Annotated in this window: 18 protein-coding genes; 4 read left to right on the top strand and 14 right to left on the bottom strand. The window is 37.5% G+C overall.

What is annotated here, in order from left to right; all coding sequences use genetic code 11:
* Positions 1-58: 58 nt before the first annotated feature.
* The 12 genes from R3333_RS04645 to R3333_RS04590 form a co-directional block, all read right to left on the bottom strand.
* Positions 59-874, bottom strand: a complete 816-nt coding sequence (locus R3333_RS04645; protein ID WP_318957557.1) for a DUF4292 domain-containing protein — start codon at positions 872-874, stop codon at positions 59-61.
* Positions 855-2,576, bottom strand: coding sequence for a tetratricopeptide repeat protein (locus R3333_RS04640; RefSeq protein ID WP_318957555.1), 1,722 nt, complete (start codon positions 2,574-2,576; stop codon positions 855-857). The genes R3333_RS04645 and R3333_RS04640 overlap by 20 nt, the downstream gene beginning before the upstream one ends.
* Complete coding sequence (locus R3333_RS04635; RefSeq protein WP_318957552.1) at positions 2,573-3,583, bottom strand: sugar phosphate nucleotidyltransferase; 1,011 nt, start codon at positions 3,581-3,583, stop codon at positions 2,573-2,575. The genes R3333_RS04640 and R3333_RS04635 overlap by 4 nt, the downstream gene beginning before the upstream one ends.
* A gap of 5 nt (positions 3,584-3,588) precedes the next feature.
* The gene (gene dut, locus R3333_RS04630; protein ID WP_318957551.1) at positions 3,589-4,023 is read right to left on the bottom strand and encodes a dUTP diphosphatase; all 435 of its coding nucleotides are present in this window, start codon (positions 4,021-4,023) and stop codon (positions 3,589-3,591) included.
* A gap of 250 nt (positions 4,024-4,273) precedes the next feature.
* Complete coding sequence (locus R3333_RS04625; RefSeq protein WP_318957549.1) at positions 4,274-4,588, bottom strand: YbjQ family protein; 315 nt, start codon at positions 4,586-4,588, stop codon at positions 4,274-4,276.
* A complete protein-coding gene (locus tag R3333_RS04620; protein ID WP_318957548.1) occupies positions 4,585-6,081 on the bottom strand; it encodes a hypothetical protein in 1,497 nt (498 codons plus the stop codon). The genes R3333_RS04625 and R3333_RS04620 overlap by 4 nt, the downstream gene beginning before the upstream one ends.
* A 54-nt stretch (positions 6,082-6,135) precedes the next feature.
* Entirely contained in the window at positions 6,136-7,578 is a 1,443-nt protein-coding gene (locus R3333_RS04615; protein ID WP_318957547.1) for an oligosaccharide flippase family protein, read from the bottom strand.
* 5 nt (positions 7,579-7,583) lie between these two features.
* A complete protein-coding gene (locus R3333_RS04610; protein ID WP_318957545.1) occupies positions 7,584-8,363 on the bottom strand; it encodes an enoyl-CoA hydratase/isomerase family protein in 780 nt (259 codons plus the stop codon).
* Positions 8,364-8,385: 22 nt separating this feature from the next.
* Positions 8,386-9,063, bottom strand: coding sequence for a DUF4956 domain-containing protein (locus R3333_RS04605; RefSeq protein ID WP_318957543.1), 678 nt, complete (start codon positions 9,061-9,063; stop codon positions 8,386-8,388).
* The gene (locus R3333_RS04600) at positions 9,053-9,811 is read right to left on the bottom strand and encodes a polyphosphate polymerase domain-containing protein (protein ID WP_318957542.1); all 759 of its coding nucleotides are present in this window, start codon (positions 9,809-9,811) and stop codon (positions 9,053-9,055) included. Before R3333_RS04600 ends, R3333_RS04605 begins: the two co-directional genes overlap by 11 nt.
* 150 nt (positions 9,812-9,961) lie before the next feature.
* On the bottom strand, positions 9,962-11,653 hold the full coding sequence (locus tag R3333_RS04595; RefSeq protein ID WP_318957541.1) for a DUF4139 domain-containing protein: 1,692 nt from the start codon (positions 11,651-11,653) through the stop codon (positions 9,962-9,964).
* Between the two features lie 71 nt (positions 11,654-11,724).
* Positions 11,725-12,891 (bottom strand): kelch repeat-containing protein, encoded by a 1,167-nt coding sequence (locus R3333_RS04590; protein ID WP_318957539.1) that lies wholly within the window; start codon positions 12,889-12,891, stop codon positions 11,725-11,727.
* A gap of 248 nt (positions 12,892-13,139) precedes the next feature.
* On the opposite strand from R3333_RS04590, the gene R3333_RS04585 reads away from it, so the two are divergent.
* Positions 13,140-13,325, top strand: a complete 186-nt coding sequence (locus tag R3333_RS04585; RefSeq protein ID WP_318957538.1) for a hypothetical protein — start codon at positions 13,140-13,142, stop codon at positions 13,323-13,325.
* Between the two features lie 78 nt (positions 13,326-13,403).
* Positions 13,404-14,054 (top strand): hypothetical protein, encoded by a 651-nt coding sequence (locus tag R3333_RS04580; RefSeq protein ID WP_318957537.1) that lies wholly within the window; start codon positions 13,404-13,406, stop codon positions 14,052-14,054.
* Positions 14,055-14,059: 5 nt separating this feature from the next.
* Here R3333_RS04580 and R3333_RS04575 read toward each other — a convergent pair whose 3' ends face one another.
* Both R3333_RS04575 and R3333_RS04570 read right to left on the bottom strand, forming a co-directional pair.
* Positions 14,060-14,344 (bottom strand): hypothetical protein, encoded by a 285-nt coding sequence (locus tag R3333_RS04575; protein WP_318957535.1) that lies wholly within the window; start codon positions 14,342-14,344, stop codon positions 14,060-14,062.
* A gap of 148 nt (positions 14,345-14,492) precedes the next feature.
* Positions 14,493-16,034 (bottom strand): acyl-CoA carboxylase subunit beta, encoded by a 1,542-nt coding sequence (locus R3333_RS04570; RefSeq protein WP_318957533.1) that lies wholly within the window; start codon positions 16,032-16,034, stop codon positions 14,493-14,495.
* A gap of 243 nt (positions 16,035-16,277) precedes the next feature.
* Between R3333_RS04570 and R3333_RS04565 the strand changes: the two genes are divergently transcribed.
* A complete protein-coding gene (locus R3333_RS04565; RefSeq protein WP_318957532.1) occupies positions 16,278-17,927 on the top strand; it encodes a hypothetical protein in 1,650 nt (549 codons plus the stop codon).
* A 33-nt stretch (positions 17,928-17,960) separates the two neighbouring features.
* Positions 17,961-18,524: an aminoacyl-tRNA hydrolase gene (pth, locus tag R3333_RS04560; RefSeq protein ID WP_318957531.1), complete on the top strand. Its 564-nt coding sequence runs from the start codon at positions 17,961-17,963 to the stop codon at positions 18,522-18,524.
* Positions 18,525-18,674: the final 150 nt, after the last annotated feature.

Genomic DNA, 18,674 nt, shown 5'->3' with positions numbered 1-18,674 from the left:
TGTTTTTTGCGCCCAATAAGCACCAAAAATAAAGAGGGTGAGGACAAGGAGTGCTATTTTACTGACATTCTTCATAATCATCAGGGATAGCTAAATATAGTTTTTTACGTTGATTAACCTTTGTTTTATTGTAATCCATTGCTATGTTAATGGTGTCTCTAGGTGTTGTAATCAATACGTCAACCAACTCCGGAACATTTAAACTATCTACCATTTGGCGCTTTTTGTAATTCACCTCTATATGCGTTGTATCTATAGGGTTTTCAATTACAATTTTGTTGAGGTTTTGCGCTTTGTTATCTAGGTAATATAATAGAATGATTTCGTCGTAATCGTCTTTCTTATCGGCTTTTTTGATTTGTCTTTTCTTGTGACTAGAAATGATGTAATTGTAAGGATCGTGAATTTGGAAGTACTTCTCATCCTTGTTCCAATCTATAGGTTGACCCAAAAAGATTTCCTCCAAGTTACGTTGCTTAAATTCAACACCTAAAATACTTTTTAAATACTCCATGTTTTCTTGGATGTAACACTTTTCTCTTCGGTTGACAATCGTTAACGTGTCAGGTGTTATCATAGCCGTTATCATGGGGATATTGGCATAGGTGATAAAAGCATTGATTGCACTGTCTCTGCGAACCCTCAAAGAAGTTTTAAAGCTATACGAAACATGCCCATCCGAAAAATCAGTTGAAATTTTAGAATAGAAATGTTCTGGCTTTAAAAGTGAAATACTATCTAGTACGTCAACCAAATCATTGGTTTTCATACGCGGCAATTTATCCAGTTTATCGTTTACTTGTTGCACACCACAAGCGGTAAGTACAACACTAATAACGGTTAAAGTCAGTATTTTAGTAATACTTCTGTTCATAGAAGGTTTTTGTTTCTAATTTCTTATTTATGTTTAGGTTATTGGTTATGAGTTTTTGTGCCTTTTTCCAGGCCATTTCAGCTTGACTTACTTGGTTGAGTTTGAAATAAACATCACCGAGTAAATCCCATGCATTGGCATGTTGTGGATAAGTTGTTAAAAATGAATTCAGTTTAGTTTGAGCTTCGGTAAAATTACCGTTTGCTGTAGCTTCTAGTGCTTGAAAATACAATAAAATTTCAAGTTTAGAATCTACTTCATTGAGATCTACAAGTTTGGGAGCCCTGTAAAAGTGTTGGAAGTGGAGGGCCATCACTTGGTAATCTTTCTGCATAATGTTCAATGCTTTAGCCTTAGACATAAAGGCTTTGTAGGCTTTCGAATCCCCTGCCAAAATTGCTAAATGCGCTTTGCTCACTGCATGTAGAAAATTAATCGTATCAGCGTCAAAAAGTAAGTAACTTTCACCCAGTTCAATACTTTCTGTAGCCATTTCTTTTTCATTGTAAAAAGCCAGAACTTGAGCATTTAAAAAATAAAATTGCGGAAGAACCGGGTAGTTTTCCAAAGCCTGATCTACACTCGTATTCATGGCATTAAACAAGCCCAGGCGGGCCTGGAGTAAATTCAAATCTAACCAGGCTTTGTAGTCGTTCGGATTCTCCTTCAACCTTTCTTGCGCCAGGACTAATAAGTTGTTAGCTTTCCCTGCTTCCTTGTAGTAAATATTTAGTGCTTTTACCACTTCAGGGTGGTCGGCATAATTTTCTTGTAATTGTTGTGCAATTGCTGCCACACTGTCTTTGCTAAAAACTGCTTGATCTTCCAAGTATTGCAAATGTTCTGCTATGGTAAGCGCAGGTAAAACCTTTGTACGAATCCCTTTTTGGAGGACCTCTTTTTTTAATTCGGGTTGAATTTCAGGTCTGATCTTTAGCAAGTATAAAAAGGTAGAAACATGCGGAGATGGAAGTGTTAAATCTGACTTTAAGCGTTTTTTAAACGCTTCTAACTCACTGTTTTTAATGTAATATCTAATGATATAGGTTTGTGTTTCAGGGTTGTAAGGGTCTGCAAGTCTTAATTTCGTAATTTCTTCTTCCAACAGTTGTTCTTGCCCTATAATAGGCAGCATCTCTATCTTCAATCTAGAGATTTGGGGGTTAACACCTACCAATCCTTCTACGTTATTTAAAGCTTCAACTGCGGCTTTGTAATTCCCCAATTGCACATTACACTGGGCCAAATAATATTGAAAATTGTAATCTCTGGGTTGATGGTTAACGACCTTTTCCCATAAAGGAAGTGCTTCCTTAAATTTACCCAATTCCATATTGGTCAATGCCAGAATCTCGGCATAGTATAAATTCTCTGGATCTAAGGAATAAGCTGTATCAAAGTAATTTTGAGCAAGGTTGGGGTTCTTTTGCTCCTGAGCTAAATTACCCAAGGCATAGTAAATCGCGTCATTTGCGCGATCTGATTTTAGTAAAGTAAGATAAATGGATTTAGCTTCTTCGAGATTTCCTGCTAACTGTAAGCGCAAGGCTTTGTGGAAATCTTCAATGGCTGGATAGGCTTTGGTACTTAAACTATGGGCATCGTCTAGCGCTTGCTTTTTCAAATCTTTAGGCTGAGCAACACCCCAAAAACTGACTAAAACAAACGCTAAACAAATTCCTATGTAGTTCAATTTTATCATTCAGTAATTTCACAGAAATCACCAATGCTAAGGTCTTTCGCTCTTCCTTCGAAAATAACTTTATTCCCTATCATGGCGTTCTCTAATATAGCTTTATTGATGCGAGTATCCGCCTGAATATTTGTGTTTTTAATGATACTGTCTTCAACACTAGTATTTTTACCAACACTCACGTGAGGACCAACCACAGAATTCTTAATCACAGCTCCTTCACCAATAAAACAAGGTTGATTGATGATTGAGTTTTCGATTACCGCTGAAGCATGAACGTTATCAACTCCTTTTTCAGCATCGTGGATCAATACACGTTGGTTGGTTTCTACCGTAACTTTTTTGTTACCACAATCCATCCATTCGCTAACTTCTCCAGGGAAACATTTGTTTCCTTTCTCTGTCATACGTTTTAAAGCATCCGGCAACTGGTATTCACCACCTTTAATAACGTCGTTGTCGATTAAGTATTCTAATTCAGTTCTTAAGTCTTTACCTTCTTTAAAGTAGTAAATACCTATCATCGCTAAATCCGATACAAAGGTCTGAGGTTTCTCAACAAAGTCAATGATTTCACCGGCTTCATTCATTTTAATCACACCAAACGCAGATGGATTATCAATTTGCTTCACCCAGAAAATGGCATCAGCATCTTTGTTCAATTCAAAATCTGCTTTAAACAATGTATCTGCAAAGGCCACGGTAACAGGCCCGTCTAATTTTTCTTTAGCACACATCACTGCATGTGCAGTTCCCAAAGGTTCTTCCTGATGGTGGATAGATCCCTTTGCTCCTAAACTTTCGGCCACTGCCAATAATTCTTCTTCTACCGCTGCTCCAAAATCTCCGATTACGAATGCAATTTCAGTTACTTTTTCTGGAGACATCGCTGCGATATCTTCTACCAAACGGTGAACAATTGGTTTTCCTGCAACAGGAACTAATGGTTTAGGTACAGTTAATGTGTGTGGTCTAAGACGAGATCCTCTTCCCGCCATAGGTACGATAATTTTCATAGCAATTATTTTACGCCAGTGCTGCCAAATCCGCCAGCACCTCTTTTCGTTTCAGATAAATTTTCAGTCACCTCCCATTCGGCTTGTTCGAACTTTGCAAAAACAATTTGCGCTATTCGTTCACCTTTTTCTATGGTAAATGCTTCGTTAGATAAGTTAATAAGTATCACACCAACTTCTCCACGGTAGTCTGCATCTATCGTACCAGGAGAGTTTAAAACGGTAATTCCTTTCTTTAATGCCAATCCACTACGCGGACGAACTTGAGCTTCGTACCCTTCAGGAATTTCCAAGAACAAACCTGTTTTGATTAATGCTCTTTCTAAAGGTTGAAGTGTTACGCTTTCCTCTATATTCGCTCGTACGTCTACTCCAGCAGATGCTGAGGTTTCGTATTGAGGTAAAGAAAATTCTGATGTGTTGATTACCTTAACTTTCATAGTTTGCAAATGTAATGAAAACAAACGAAAAAAGCGGGGCTGTATGGAGCTTGGCGCTGGAATAAGGAGCATCTTTTATTAAACGTAAAAGTCCTGCATCGCTGCAGGACTTTTTTTCAATTATCTCTATCCTCAAAATTTTCCTTTTCTTTCTCTTTTCCACGCTGAATAACGAGGTATATAAGTAGAACCAGGACAAGTGTTCCCATGATTAAAGGGAAGTATGTTGTAAGTGTAAAGAGGAGTTCCATTACTTAAATTTTACAGCAGTTCCGTATGCTAAAATTTCAGAGGCGCCTTGCATAACCATTGAAGTGGTAATGCGAACATTAACTATTGCGTCTGCGTTGAGTCTCTGAGCATCTTCTATCATGCGTTGCATGGCTTGCTCTCTACTTTGAGCTTGGAGCTTTGTGTATTCGGAAATTTCTCCACCCACAAGGTTTTTAAGTCCTGCAAAAATATCTCTTCCCACATTTCTTGCCCTAACGGTGCTACCACGAGCAACTCCTAATATTGCTTCAATCTCTTTGTTTGGAACTGTTTCTGTTGTTGTAATTATCATATCTCGTAGTTTACTTTACTGATGAAAAAGATAGTTCTTCTTCTACTTCCAAGCGGCGCATCTTTGTCTTTAATCCTTTGGATACCGAAAAGTAGGAAATTATCCTCGAACCAGTAGCTTAATTCTGTTCTCGAGTATTTTACTTTTTCATTTTCTTTAAGTTCAATTTTTTCACTTTCAACTTCACGTGTAATATCTCCTTCATCTAAGTCAACAGATTTACTAACGATAGTAGTTCCAGTTGTAAACATCATAGAGAAATTATTTGAATCCTCTGTATTTACTTCTAAGAAAAGTTTTACGTGGTAGGGTTTGTACCCTGGGTTCATTTCAAAGCAATTGTCCCAAACTAAGTCACCGTTTAAGTCGAATTTTGCAATAACCGCATGGGTGTATCTGTATCCGTCAAATTCTTGTCTAGTAGAAGTTGTTCCGTTGGCATTCACAGTTGTAACGGTTCTGTAAGTAGCGTAATATGCTTCTCCTATAAAAATGAAACTTCCGTCTTCTTTCTTAATAACATCATGGGTAGCAATGTTGTAACTAAGGGTTAATTCCTTCCCTCTTTTCTTTTTTCTAGATTTCTTTTTCTCAATTTTTTCTTGTTTACGCTCAGGTAAATAGCTCAAGAAATCATCTAAGTCTAAGAAGTTATAGAAGTTGATACTTTTTACTTTCTGGTTGTCTATAATACCAAAGAACAATCCTTCTGAGGTAGATGTGCTTTGTTTAGAATAAGTACCAGAAATAGAATAGGCGTCTTCTCCGATTTTAGAAAAACTGTAATCAATGAGTTTTTCTTTGTCTTTTGTAGTCGAATAGATTTTAAATAAATCGGTATCTCCTTCATTGTCGATAAGGAAAAGGTAAGTGTCTCTCTCGTGTTTAGATATGGTTGCGTCGAGCGAAAGTAGAATTTCATTCGCGTCTTCCAACATCTGCATGTTGTTCACGCGTATCTTTTTTGATTTTACGTTTTTTATACGAATAGGAATAGACTTCATCTTGTGAGAGTCTAAATCTAATTTGATAATATAATCTTCACGTTTGCTTATTCCTCTTAGGTAACAAACTCCATTCATTACCTTCATCTCTTGAATACTCATCTTGTCTGGTAACATACCGGAGAATTGATCTAATTCTTGCTCCTCAACATCAAGGATGAAAAATTCGTATTCACCACGTTTGTTGAAGTGGATTTGATATATAGCTTTATCGTCGGTAAACTGACGCTCATAGCTGTATTTACGATCAATAGTTTTTTGGAAAGACTCGGTTACTTCTAAATCTGTAGAATAGATGTCAAAGTTTAAAGTTCTTTCTTTACGTTCAACTTTTTCGTTAGAAAACACAAAACCTGCCGTTCCAAAAGATGAAATTGTTTCATCAGAGGTTTCTTTGGTTTCAACTTCAATTCTGTCCTCTATTACAGCTTGAGCATTGATGAAAAAGGTACTTAGGGAAACCAGACCTAGCGTGAGTAGTTTTTGCATGATTTTAATTAGAAATTAGTTAATAGGGTCTGAATATACTAATTTCTTCTCTGGCTATCTGAATTTTGGACGCTCTATGAACCAGAAGATTCCCAAGAATAATAGAATGAAGCTGTTGTAGATGATAAATTGAAAAGCCCCACTTTCTAAATTTAACCATTGAGTGATAAAGAAAAATAAAGCTGCACTTCCTAAGTAAAGTCCAAATTTTCTGAGGTTGTAGGGTATGGGGTAGTGTTTTTGTCCCAACACGTAACTGGCTATCATTTGTAAAGCGTAGACAGAAAAAGTAGTCCAAGCACAGGCCATGTAACCGTAAGAAGGGATGAATAGAAAGTTCAAGCTTAAAGTAACCACTGCTCCAACTATGGCAATGTAAGCCCCAAATTTGGTTTGGTTACTTAACTTATACCAGATACTTTGGTTGATGTATATACCAGAAAAAATGTTCGCCATTAATAAAATGGGAACAACCGTTAAACCAACGTGGTAAGCCGAGTTGGTAATAAAGTGTTTGAAGATGTCTATGTTTAGTGCCACCACTAAGAAGCATAGACACAAGGCTGCAACAAAGTAGTTCATTACCTTCACATAGGTTTTGTTTTTGTCTTTCTCCTTTTCTTGTGCAAAGAAGAAAGGCTCTGCAGCATATCGGTAGGCTTGTAGAAATATAGTCACCAACATGGCTAACTTATAACAGGCACTGTATATACCCACTTGGGCCTCGGCATAGACCAAATCTCCCGTATTGGCGTAAAGTAATTGCTTCAATAATATTCTATCTATTGTTTCATTAATGATGAAGGCAAAACCCGCTAAAGCAATTGGAAAAGCATATTTCAACATGCGTTTGGTGAGGGCTCCATCCAAGCGAAATTGTACTCGGAAGAAAGACTTTCTGAGTAGAACGAGTTTGGCAAAGGAAGCAAACAAATTCGCCATCAAAATCATTTGTATTCCTCCTTCAGGAAATTCTGGATCGTAAAAACCGAGCAAGAAGATAAGGTTGAAAATGATGTTAATACCGATGGAAGAAAACTGTATTCCTGCAAATTTTAAAGCTTTGTTTTCTGCTCTAAGTTTGGCTAGAGGTAGAGCCGTAATGGCATCAATGGCTACAATGAGTAAAAGTAAAATGATGTATTCTACGTGCTCTGGATAGAGCATAGCATTGGCCAAAGGTTGACTAAATAAAAGAAAGGGTATTATGATAATTGCATTGATGAGCAATACACTCACAAAAGAATTATTAAAAACCTTGTCCTTGTCTTTTTCTGAATTTAAAAACCTAAAATAAGTGGTTTCCATACCGAAGGTAAGGAAGACCATTAAAAATGCTACCCAGGCATAGAGCTCAGAAACAACTCCATAATGCTGGGTAGCAGATCCAAAAATATACGTATAGAGTGGAACCAATAAGTAGTTGAGCAATCTACCGACTATACTCGATAATCCGTAAATGGCAGTTTGACCAACCAGCTTTTTAATTGCACTCATAGAATTTATGATCTAAAGTTTGCTTTTCTTTTCTCAACAAAAGCACCTGTTCCTTCTTTGAAATCTGGAGTTCCAAAACAGTTACCGAATTCTTCTACTTCTTTAGCGTACCCATCCACTCCATCTTCGTAGTTGGCATTGATAGCGCGGATAGCTGCAGCGATGGCGTTTCCTGAATTGTTTAAGATTTTACCAGCAATTTTTTCGGCTAATGCCATCAACTCTTCTTGTGTTGTTACATGGTTAACTAAGCCCCAAGATTGCGCTTCCTCAGCTCCAATCATTCCTGCTGTCATTACCATTTCCATTGCTTTACCACGACCAACCAATTGTGCCAAACGCTGTGTTCCTCCGTATCCTGGAATTACACCTAAAGAAACTTCTGGAAGTCCCATTCTAGCATTGTCAGAAGCTACTCTAATGTGTGCAGCCATTGCCAATTCTAAACCTCCACCTAAGGCAAAACCGTTAACTGCAGCGATAACTGGTGTGCTTAAGTTTTGTAAGAAAGTAAATAGTGTTTCCTGACCTTTAGCCGCTAATTCTTTTCCTTGTGCAGGATCAAAATCTGCAAACTCCTTAATATCCGCTCCAGCAACAAAAGATTTCTCTCCAGATCCTGTTAAGATGATTACTCCAGTTTGAGCATCTTTATCTGCAGCATCCAAAGCTTCGTGTAATTCTTGAATCGTAGCCTTGTTTAATGCGTTTAATTGTTTGGGTCTGTTAATGGTAATGACTTGTGTCATTCCTTTCTGTTCAACGATAAGGTTTTCGTAACTCATAAAATTATTGTTTCGTGTTCGTTTATGCGATGTCGTTTTCTGAAGAAGATGAGTTGTAATCACTGATGTGTTGTTCATCATCGAAATAGAAGATTCTCACTTCTGCTACATCCTTCAAAAAATCTATTTTTCCTATTTCAAATCTATTGATTTTTAAACCAGTTCGCTCTTCTAAATCAGCGAGCATCAAGGCTTCATTTTCTGGTTTAATTAATTCTATTTTTTCGTAGACAACTGTTTTGCGTGTTTCGTGTTTGAGTAACCACAAGTATTCCAATCCATAAGTTAATAGAATGAGGGTTGCGTTAACAATACTCATCTCTACTACACTAATTTGCTTGCTCGAAAGTGAGTTGATTACCGATACTCCAATCACGATAAAGAGATAGGTCATTTCCTTGATCTCAATCGGGTTGGTTCTATACCTAATGATACCGAAAATGGCAAATAAACCAAGTCCCATTCCCGTGTCTATATCTAGCTTTTTTAAACCAAAACAAAGGAAGAAGGTTACCAAACCAATAAGGTAATAGGTGAATAAATAATCTTTTCGCTTGGTTTTCGGGTAGTATAAAAATCGAATAATAATGGTAAGGAAAACCAAGGTGATGATGAGCCTGAAAATGAGGGTGTACACATCCTTATTGGTAATCTGAAGATCCATTAAATCAGATATGTTAGAAAATATGTTAAGCAACATTATTATTGATTTTTTTCAATTTTAGTAATTTCTCTTTAAAGCGATTGTACTTTATTTTTTTCTGCGAATATAATTCAATTGTTCCGATGCAGTACTTGCTCAAACGATAGGGTCTAATCCCCATAGCTTTCATCACCGTGAAGAAGGGAGAATTGCGGTTCACTTTTTCTTGCTTGATTTCTGCAATGACAAGGTCATCGAACTTCTTAACTTCATCTTTCCAGTTGAACTGAAGATTGATGTCTAAGGTTAAACGCTCTTCCAAATCCAAATTAACCAGGGTGATGCGTTGGTAAATGTTCCACATTTTGGCTTCCACATCTCCCAAGTGATCAACGTGTTTGTTTACGAACTTTAGCGAATGTTTAGAAAGGTGGTCTTCGAAATCATCCACGCGTATACGCTTCTTTTTCACCCTCCCTTTAAACTTATGTTTTACCTCAAGAAACATCAAGTCACTTTCCACATATTTTCTAAAACGTACTTTGTACCTGCTGTTTTTTCCATTGTGATGATCTTTGTAAAAAGTAAAGTTATCATCGTCGAAATAGAGACTCTTGTAGGTAGGTATGCGTATACCATCTACCTCTAAAATTTGATAGTGTTTTAGAAGTTTAGGAAGTAAGGAGTGGAGTTCTTCTCGGGTAAAGGCAAACTTGGTATCCACACGGTTCATTAGCTTCACCGTATCCATTTCTTCCAGTGTAATTGGACGAAATTCTTGCACCAAATCTTCTACCTCCTTCATGAACCCTCAAAGTTAATTTTTTCAATGGAATTTGTACTGCTATTTTAAACTGGTCTGCCGCTTAAATAATGTGAATTGCAGAAATGACGAAAGGTCATAACCCGAGGGCTACAACCTTTCTAGTAAACATTTCTGAATTTTGGGAAATATTTACCTCACCGCGATTTGCATATTTTTTGGGTGATATACGGTATAACTCAGTGGCACTTCTACTAATTCGCCAGATTTAACTTTTACTTCCCATTCAACCAACCCTGTACGTTCGTTCAAATCACCTTTGCCAATGTCATTTACTTCTATGGCAATGTTTTCGTTTCGGGTAATTGGAATTTGGTCTTGTATAATTAATCGGATGTTTTCTGATTTGTTGTTTTTCACACGCAATACATACTCACTTGCTTTGGCAACTTCGTTTCCGATTATTTTCTCTTTGTATTTTTTCTTCAAGAACTTTCTTTCTACAATCAAGTTAGGATCTTTACCTAAACTCAAAGAAAGGGTGTCATCCATTACTCCTGGATTGATATATGTTTCTCCAACATAAGATCCATCAAAGAAAATATTAGCTTGGGCTGGTACGAGTTTTAAATCATCCAAATTGGTAATGTTGGCTACGAGGTATACAGACTCATCTAATTTTGGAACGGTATAGTAAGCAAAGTCCGCATCTATATCCTCATTTTTAATGAGCACCATGTGCTTTTTGTTGTTCGATTTAATGCTGTATTTTAAATCGATTTGGAATTCTACATTGATTTTTTGTTCCACTACGGTGGTGTAGTTGGCACTTGTACTAGCATAGGCGAAGTTCTTACTGTCATCTATGTCAGCATTGTTGGTGTAAGCTTCTGTGACTTGAATTTCTTCTAATTCTTGTACAGGTTGTGGTGCTCTTTTCTGAACCTGGACTTTCCTTAAATTAGGAATGTAGCTTGTTAAATACCATTCTCTCAGTTCTGGCTTCGTTTTGTTTTGATAAGGATTGTTGGTAGAAATATTCAATTTTACATCTTCCCAATCTACTCCTGTGTTTTGGTAAACATGTGCTTTGTAGTTTAAGTTGATTTTATCTTGATCAGCACTGCTTCTTAAATCATACATGGCCTGCCATCCTGCATTACTTACTAAGTACGAAATATCTAATGTACCTTGGGTGTAGGCTTTCGCTTGTAGGGTGATGATTACGCGGTGTGTAGGTGCTTTGGGCTTTGGATTTCCTTGACCTGTGTTTCTTTTGTATTGTTGTAATTCTCTCAAACGCGCCTGCATTTCATTGAGCAAGCGTTGTTCTTCCGCTTTTTGTTGATCTAATTCCAAACGCAGTTTACTCAACTCCATCAATTTGTTCTGATAGTAATTCAAGGATTTTTGCAACAACTCTAAACTGTCTCCAACCTTTCCTTTCCCTTGCATGATAGGGTTGGATTTAATCATGTTTTCAGAACTTTGAATAACATTCAATTGATTGTTGAGTCCTGATACAACATAACGTTGTGTGAAGATTGAATCTTCGAGTGCTGCAATTTTTTTTCGAATAGCATAAGGAAGCGCATTAGCATCTTCTACTTCATCGGGTTGAGGGTAGAGGATGTCGTACTTAGAATCAAGTATGATGACGTTTCCTGTTCCTGTGATTTGTAAACTTCTTTGATCGATTCTCGGACTAACTCCTTCTATAATTACTTCATGAACACCTGAAGAAATTTTGTAGGATGCAGTTCTATGAATTTGGGCTCCCTGCGTGTAAACCGTAACCGATTTTAATTTAGAATCTACAGGGTATTCGTTCGCCTTAGTTTGCCAACCAGCAAACAGGAGAAGGGTGAGGAATAAATATTTCATGGTTTTGTTTTTAAAATTCGAAGTACTGTACACTTCAAATTCAAAGGCGTTCAAAACCTACACGAAAATTTTTATTGAATGACTAGTTTTTCGGTGTGAATTAGGGTGTTGTTTTTGGTAAATCTACAGATGTATACCCCAGCATTTAAGGGAGGTAATAGCAAATAGTTGTCTGCCGTATTCGCTTCATAAATTAATTTACCTTGAAGGTTGAAGAATTTTATTTCAAGGGGTAGCTTATCAGCAGAGGCAGTGAAATATAATTGCTGTTGAACTGGATTGGGGTACACCATGAATTCTTGCGATGTAAATTGAAGTCGGTGAAATAACTTGGAACGTGTAAAAGATGCTGTTAACCCCGTGCAAAGGTAAAAGTCGTTAGCAATTACAAAGTGGGAACAACCGCGCATGGGACCTGCTAGAAGGGAGTCAAGTTGGATCCAGTTCTGTGTCAACCCATCGTATTGGTATACTTTACTCTGAAAATTTTGATCTCCTTTCATACCTCCACCTACAATGAGTTTTGTACCTATTTTATCTGCAAAGGCATAACTGAGTTTTCCTCCTGGGAAATTATTGAGTTGGGTCCATGTTTGCTGGATAACATCAAAACGATAAAGATCTTCAAAGTGACCATTTAGATCAAAGCTTTTTAAACCTAGGCCGACCACAGCATTTCCTTGAATTGAAACCCCTATGGCATCTCTTCTGGCCTCACCTGGGAAATCCTTAAGCTGTATCCATTTATCTTTTTCGGGAAGGTATTTCCAAAAATCTTTTTTTAAACCACTGAAAGATGCTCCCAGTCCGAAATAACCAAAATCTCCAGAACTAAAGGCAACAGTGCTCCATCTTGCCGAATCGGGGAAATCTTGTTTCTGCACCCACTTATCTGAACGGGCATCGTATTGCCAAACATCTTTCAGGGCTTCTCCATTCAAACTATACCCCCCGATGAGGTATGCTGTTTCTCGAATTGTAAATACAGATGCGTATTGCCTTCCTTTGCCAGGAAAACTGCTTCCCGGTTCCCATTTTTTTGTAACTGGGTCGTAAACATATAATGTGTTGGTAGTATTGTTGTTGTCCGTTTTTCCCGTAACGCAGTATCCCTTACCTAGTAAGGTAAACGCAACTCCATCATCTCTTGCATCTCCAGGGAAATTGGGCAATTCCTCCCAATTTTGAGCTGAAAGTAGCAAGGGAGTAAGAAGAATTAGGCAGTAGAGCAGTTTCATATGGATGCTAACGTTAGAATTTTTATTTCAGTATGAAGAAATGAAAATTTTCTCTCTTCAGAAATCATTCATTGCGTCTTCAAAATAACGGAAATAAACTATTTATTCATGTGTGAAAAAATGAAAAGTCCTGTGAATGAAGCACTCGATAAAATTAATTAACAATGAACTTGAAATTGTGTAAAACCTAATTTTGACACGTTTTTACTTTGTCCTAAATTTGGGTGTACCGAAAAACAATTGAAGTTATGAGCGAGCAAGAAATCACGCAACAGATAGAAGAATTAAAAAGCAAGTTAACGGGGAACTTGTTCGAAGATGGCGAAACACAACAAGCTATATATGAATTGAAAAAACAGTTGCAACCGGAGATTGAAACAAATCCTGAAGCAGACAATTTCGATGATGAAGGATGTTTATACTGTGGAAGTTAATTCGCAAAAGATATTTTAGAAAAAGCTCCGATACTCGTCGGGGCTTTTTTATTTTTATAGCATTAATCGTGTTGCATCATGTATAAAAAGCTTTCTCTTCTCGCCTTGTTTTCTTTTTTGTTTTTGTTGACTTCTTGTTTTGAGTTGATAGAAGATTTAACCCTAAATAAAAATGGAAGTGGTAGTTTGAAGGTGAAACTCAACATGAGTGCCTCTGCCACTAAGTTGAAAGGTATAATGGCTCTGGATAGTTTGGATGGGAAACGCGTTCCTAGTAAAACAGACATTTTAGACACACTCGAAAAATACAAGGATTTATTGGAGAAAGAACCGGGGATTTCTGGGGTGACGGCGAGCATGGATTTTGATTATTTTGTGTTCAACCTATCCCTTAAATTTGATTCTATTGTAGCCTTGGAGCATGTGGTTGAAAAATATGCCAAAGAAGAGGGTGATTATGCTTGGATGAGTTGGGAGAAAGGTGTTTTTCAGCGAAAATCTATGGCCATGCTCAATCCTGTAATTAAGAAGATAAAAGCGAAAGACAGAGAGAAGTTAAAGGAGGCTAGTTATGTTTCTATTACCCGATTTCCCGACGGAGAAGTTACAGAAATGAGTAATCCAGGTGCAATTTTGGCTGCCAATAAGAAGGCAGTAATGCAGCGCTTCAATGTTTGGGAGATTTTGGATGACCCCGATCAAGTGAAGAATAGAATAGAAGTAAACTAATACTCCTATTTCCTTTTTTTCGCGGCTCTAGATCCTCCTCCTAAAAATACACCTGCTCCAATTAAAAATCCGAAATCATACCAACCTCCGGTATTGTTTACGGCGTAAATGGCAACTTCTTCCTTAAATAAACTTATGACAAAACTGATGGGAGCAATCACTCCGTGCCATAATCCTCCTAAGAAATTATAGGGTGTTGCGTTTACACATTCGTTGACGTCTTGGGCCGGTGCACAGGCACTTAAAAGTAGGAGTAGGCAAGCGGTGATGTAGAAGTGTTTTTTAAGCATGATATAGTGTTTGATGGAAAGTTAGTGAGAATCAATTAACTGTGAAAATAAATTGTACAAGTGGTTAATTGAAGATAAACCAGATTCAGCGTGCTGCAAATAAAAAGGGTAACCTTTCGATTACCCTTTAACTTAAATGTTTCTATGCTTATAGCGGAATATTTCCGTGTTTTTTATTGGGCAATACTTCTTTTTTACCTTCTAACATTTTAAAGGCAGCAGCTAAACGACCTCTCGTTTCTGATGGTAAAATTACATCATCCACAAACCCTCTTTCGGCTGCTTTGTAGGGGTTAGCAAACATATCTGCGTATTCTTGCTCTTTTTCTTTCCATTTTTCCTCTGGGTTTTCTGCTGAAGCAATTTCTCTTTTAAAGATAATCTCTGCAGCTCCTTTAGCTCCCATCACTGCAATCTCTGCTGTTGGCCATGCAAAGTTCAAATCTGCTCCAATGTTCTTAGAGTTCATTACGTCGAATGCACCACCGTAAGCCTTACGTGTAATTACTGTAATTCTTGGAACGGTAGCTTCTGAGAATGCATATAATAGCTTAGCTCCGTGAGAAATGATACCTCGCCATTCTTGGTCAGTACCCGGTAAGAATCCTGGTACATCTTCCACACATAATAAAGGAATGTTAAACGAGTCACAGAAACGTACAAAACGCGCTCCCTTACGCGATGCATCAATGTCTAATACACCGGCCAATGAAGCAGGCTGATTGGCTACAACTCCAATTGTTCTACCTTCGATTCTTGCAAACCCTACTACGATGTTGGTTGCGAAATCTTTGTGTACTTCACGGAAAGAATTATCGTCTATCATACAGTCGATAACCTCTCTCATGTCGTAAGGAAGTGTAGAGTTTTCTGGAAGTATGCTTCCTATTTTATCTAATTTACTTGTGTTGAATTCGAATTTTGTAGGATGTGGTGCAAAGGTCTCACAGTTTTGTGGTAAGTACGACATCAAGTCTCTTACTTCGTGTAATACTGTTACATCGTTTTGAGACGTAAAGTGGTTTACACCTGATTTCTCAGCATGTGCTTTTGCTCCACCTAAATCTTCAGATGTTACTTCTTCGTGCGTAACGGTTTTCACTACGTTTGGCCCGGTAACGAACATGTAAGAAGTATCTTCTACCATGAAGATGAAATCTGTTAATGCCGGAGAATAAACGGCTCCACCAGCACATGGTCCCATCACCACACTCAATTGTGGAATAGATCCAGAGGCTAAAGTGTTTCTGTAAAAGATATCAGCGTATCCTGCCAAAGAAACTACTCCTTCTTGAATACGAGCTCCTCCCGAATCGTTCAATCCAATAATTGGCGCTCTGTTTTTAATGGCCAAATCCATTACTTTACAGATTTTCTCTGCATGTGTTTCAGAAAGCGAACCTCCTAAAACAGTAAAATCTTGAGAGAAAACATAAACTGTTCTTCCGTGGATAGTACCGTAACCTGTTACTACACCATCTCCAGGAATTTTGTTTTTACCTAAACCAAAAGAATCAGATCTGTGTTCAACAAACATCCCCATTTCTTGGAAAGAATTTTCATCCAAAAGCAGGTTAATACGCTCTCTGGCTGTAAGTTTACTTTTTTCGTGTTGCTTGGCAATTCTGTCTGCCCCACCACCTAATTTCGACTGTTCTCTTTTATCTATGAGTTGTTTGTTCAAATCCATTATTAAGCTTTAAATTCTACAATAGTATTGGCTTATTGAAGTTGTAAATATCGTGATTCTGATGAATAATAAAAGTTATTTGAAGAGTAAAATGGTTCGTGTTTGATTGGAATTAAATTTTTTCGGGAGTAGAGGAGCTGCATCTCTTATCGATTGGCAACATAATCATAACACAAAATTCTAGGGATATACGTCGCCGAGATAAATTATTCAGCTAACTTTAACTGTCAACATATACGTCCTATGCAGTTTTTTTCACCACATGATCTTTCTGAAGTTTTCGGTTTGCCAAATCAGGCAGGAATCGCTGAATTAATAGAACAACTCAAACAATATTTGAAGAAAGACAAGGAGAAAGAGATCACTATTTACGGGAAGCACTTTAACACTGAAAACCTAGCCCATTTTCTAGAGGAACTGAAAGGGGAAGCCCTTATTTTTATAGAGTGGATACGTTTACACCCTGGAATTAAAAAGGCCTTGACCCGAGGAGATTTTACCAGTTTGCGTATAGATAATGTGATAAGAGAGCACAGTTTATTTACTTCTTTCCAAAAATTCATTACCCCATATCTAAAGGAGAAGTTAAAACTTGCGCTGGTAGATGCTTTGGAAGAAGAAAATTGGAGTAGGGTGGCTGAGTTGTTGGGCTATACTGATTTAATTGTAGAAAGATCGTTACTTGAGGTAGAGCTCACGGTGGTACAATACATAAATAGTATGTTGGCGTCATTACAACAGAAATGCAAGGGAGTAGATAGCGAACGCAGGTTGATACATGCTACGACTTTATTGTATCATGCAGATTTCTATCGTTGTTTGGATGCGCTAGGGAAGGAGAATTACGCGGTGAAATTAATCCCCCTAGAAATTTTTCAGAAGTTACTATCTCATCCTACGATGATCCCGCAATTGGCTCAAAATATTTTGAGTAAAATACAGTTGTTACATCTTAATCCACATCACAACAAAAAGGTAGATGAGTTTAGTTTGGCGTTGAGAACGGGTAAGCTTCAATTTAAAAAAGAAAAAAGACAAGTAAGAATTAGCAAAGTACAGCAATGGCAGAAATTGGTAGGCGCCATTTTGTTGGTAAGTGTGTTGTGTGTTGCTTTTGGTTTTTACCTCAAAGACACCAAGGTGAATCCACCTGAAATCATGCATTTTCAGAGTGGGTTTGATAGTATTTCTGAAGGCCAAATGGCCATGTTAGATAGTTTGTACAAGCCGGTTGCTTTAGAAGATGAAAATGTAGAAAATGTTGTTGTAGATAATTTTCTAGGAGCGCCAATTAGTCTTGTGGAAGTTAGTTCAGCATTTACATCAATTAAAAATGAGAAAGCCAGAAATTTGAAACATGATTTATTGCTCGATTATGATTTACAACGATTTATTCAATCACGTAATACTTTTATAGAGCGTTGCGATGAGTTGGAAGAAACCGAAGGTCTATCCCTTAATCATATACAAGTTAATGAAGAAACCCCTGAAACGGTAGGACATAAATTTCAAAACAAAAGCGCAAGTGATCTTTATGTGGTCATCTATGAAAATGTAGAACAAGGTAAAGTGAGTGGGAGGTTTATAGGATCCAATTCCACCGTAAAACTGTTTGTAAAGGAAGGGGATATGATGTTCTTCTATACTGGAAGCTACATGTCTCCATTTATACCTGCAAAAACAGGGAATCACGGATATGGGAGTAAAACTTACCGACAAATGTTGAGGGGGAGTTTGGATTATCATTTCTGTTATTTTTCTAATGAAAACAGGGCTTTTCTTAGGGCTTCTTACGTGGTTGGGTCTTCTCCTGAAACAGGTAAATCCGTTTTGCATAAAACCCAACGAGACGACCTAAAACTAGTTTCTACTGCTTTGACCAAGGTAGATTAAGGCAGACTATTATTTTTGCATAAAATTGTAGTGATGAAATATCTAATTGTTGGATTAGGAAACCCTGGTGCGAAATACGAGAACACGCGACATAATATTGGTTTTAAGGTAGTAGAAAAATTTGCCGAAGAACGTGGAGCTGAATTCGAAACCTTGAAGCATGCACAAGTAGCTCATGCCAAATGGAAAGGTCGCCAAGTGGTATTGATTAAACCAACAACTTTCATGAACTTGAGCGGTAAAGCTGTTAACTACTGGATGCAGCAGGAAAAAATTCCTTTGTCTAATGTTTTGGTTATCATGGATGATATTTCTCTTCCGTTTGGAACTTTGCGTTTAAAAGGAAAAGGTTCTGATGCGGGGCACAATGGTTTAAAGGACATTCAAAAAATGGTGGGGACACCGAAATATGCACGTTTGAAATTTGGGGTTGGTAATGATTTTCATCCAGGGCAACAAGCAGATTATGTTTTGGGAGAATGGAAAAAGAAGGAAGCCTTGGATTTACCCGAGCGCATAGAGATGTCTACCAATTTTATCAAAGATTTTACAACGATTGGTTTACAAATGACCATGACCAATTGGAACAATAAATAATGCTGAATACACAACAGCAAGAAACCATCACAGAATTCTGTGGATTTAATCGTCCAATAGGGAAGAGCATAAGTTTACATGGAGGTGATATCAATGCTGTCTATCTCATTTCTTGGGAGGGCTTGGCGAGTTTCGTGGTGAAAATCAATG

The organism is Lishizhenia sp., from assembly GCF_033720595.1.
GTDB lineage: Bacteria > Bacteroidota > Bacteroidia > Flavobacteriales_D > Crocinitomicaceae > Lishizhenia.
Note: the sequence above shows the minus strand (reverse complement) of the source record. Positions and strands in the feature narration are given on the sequence as shown.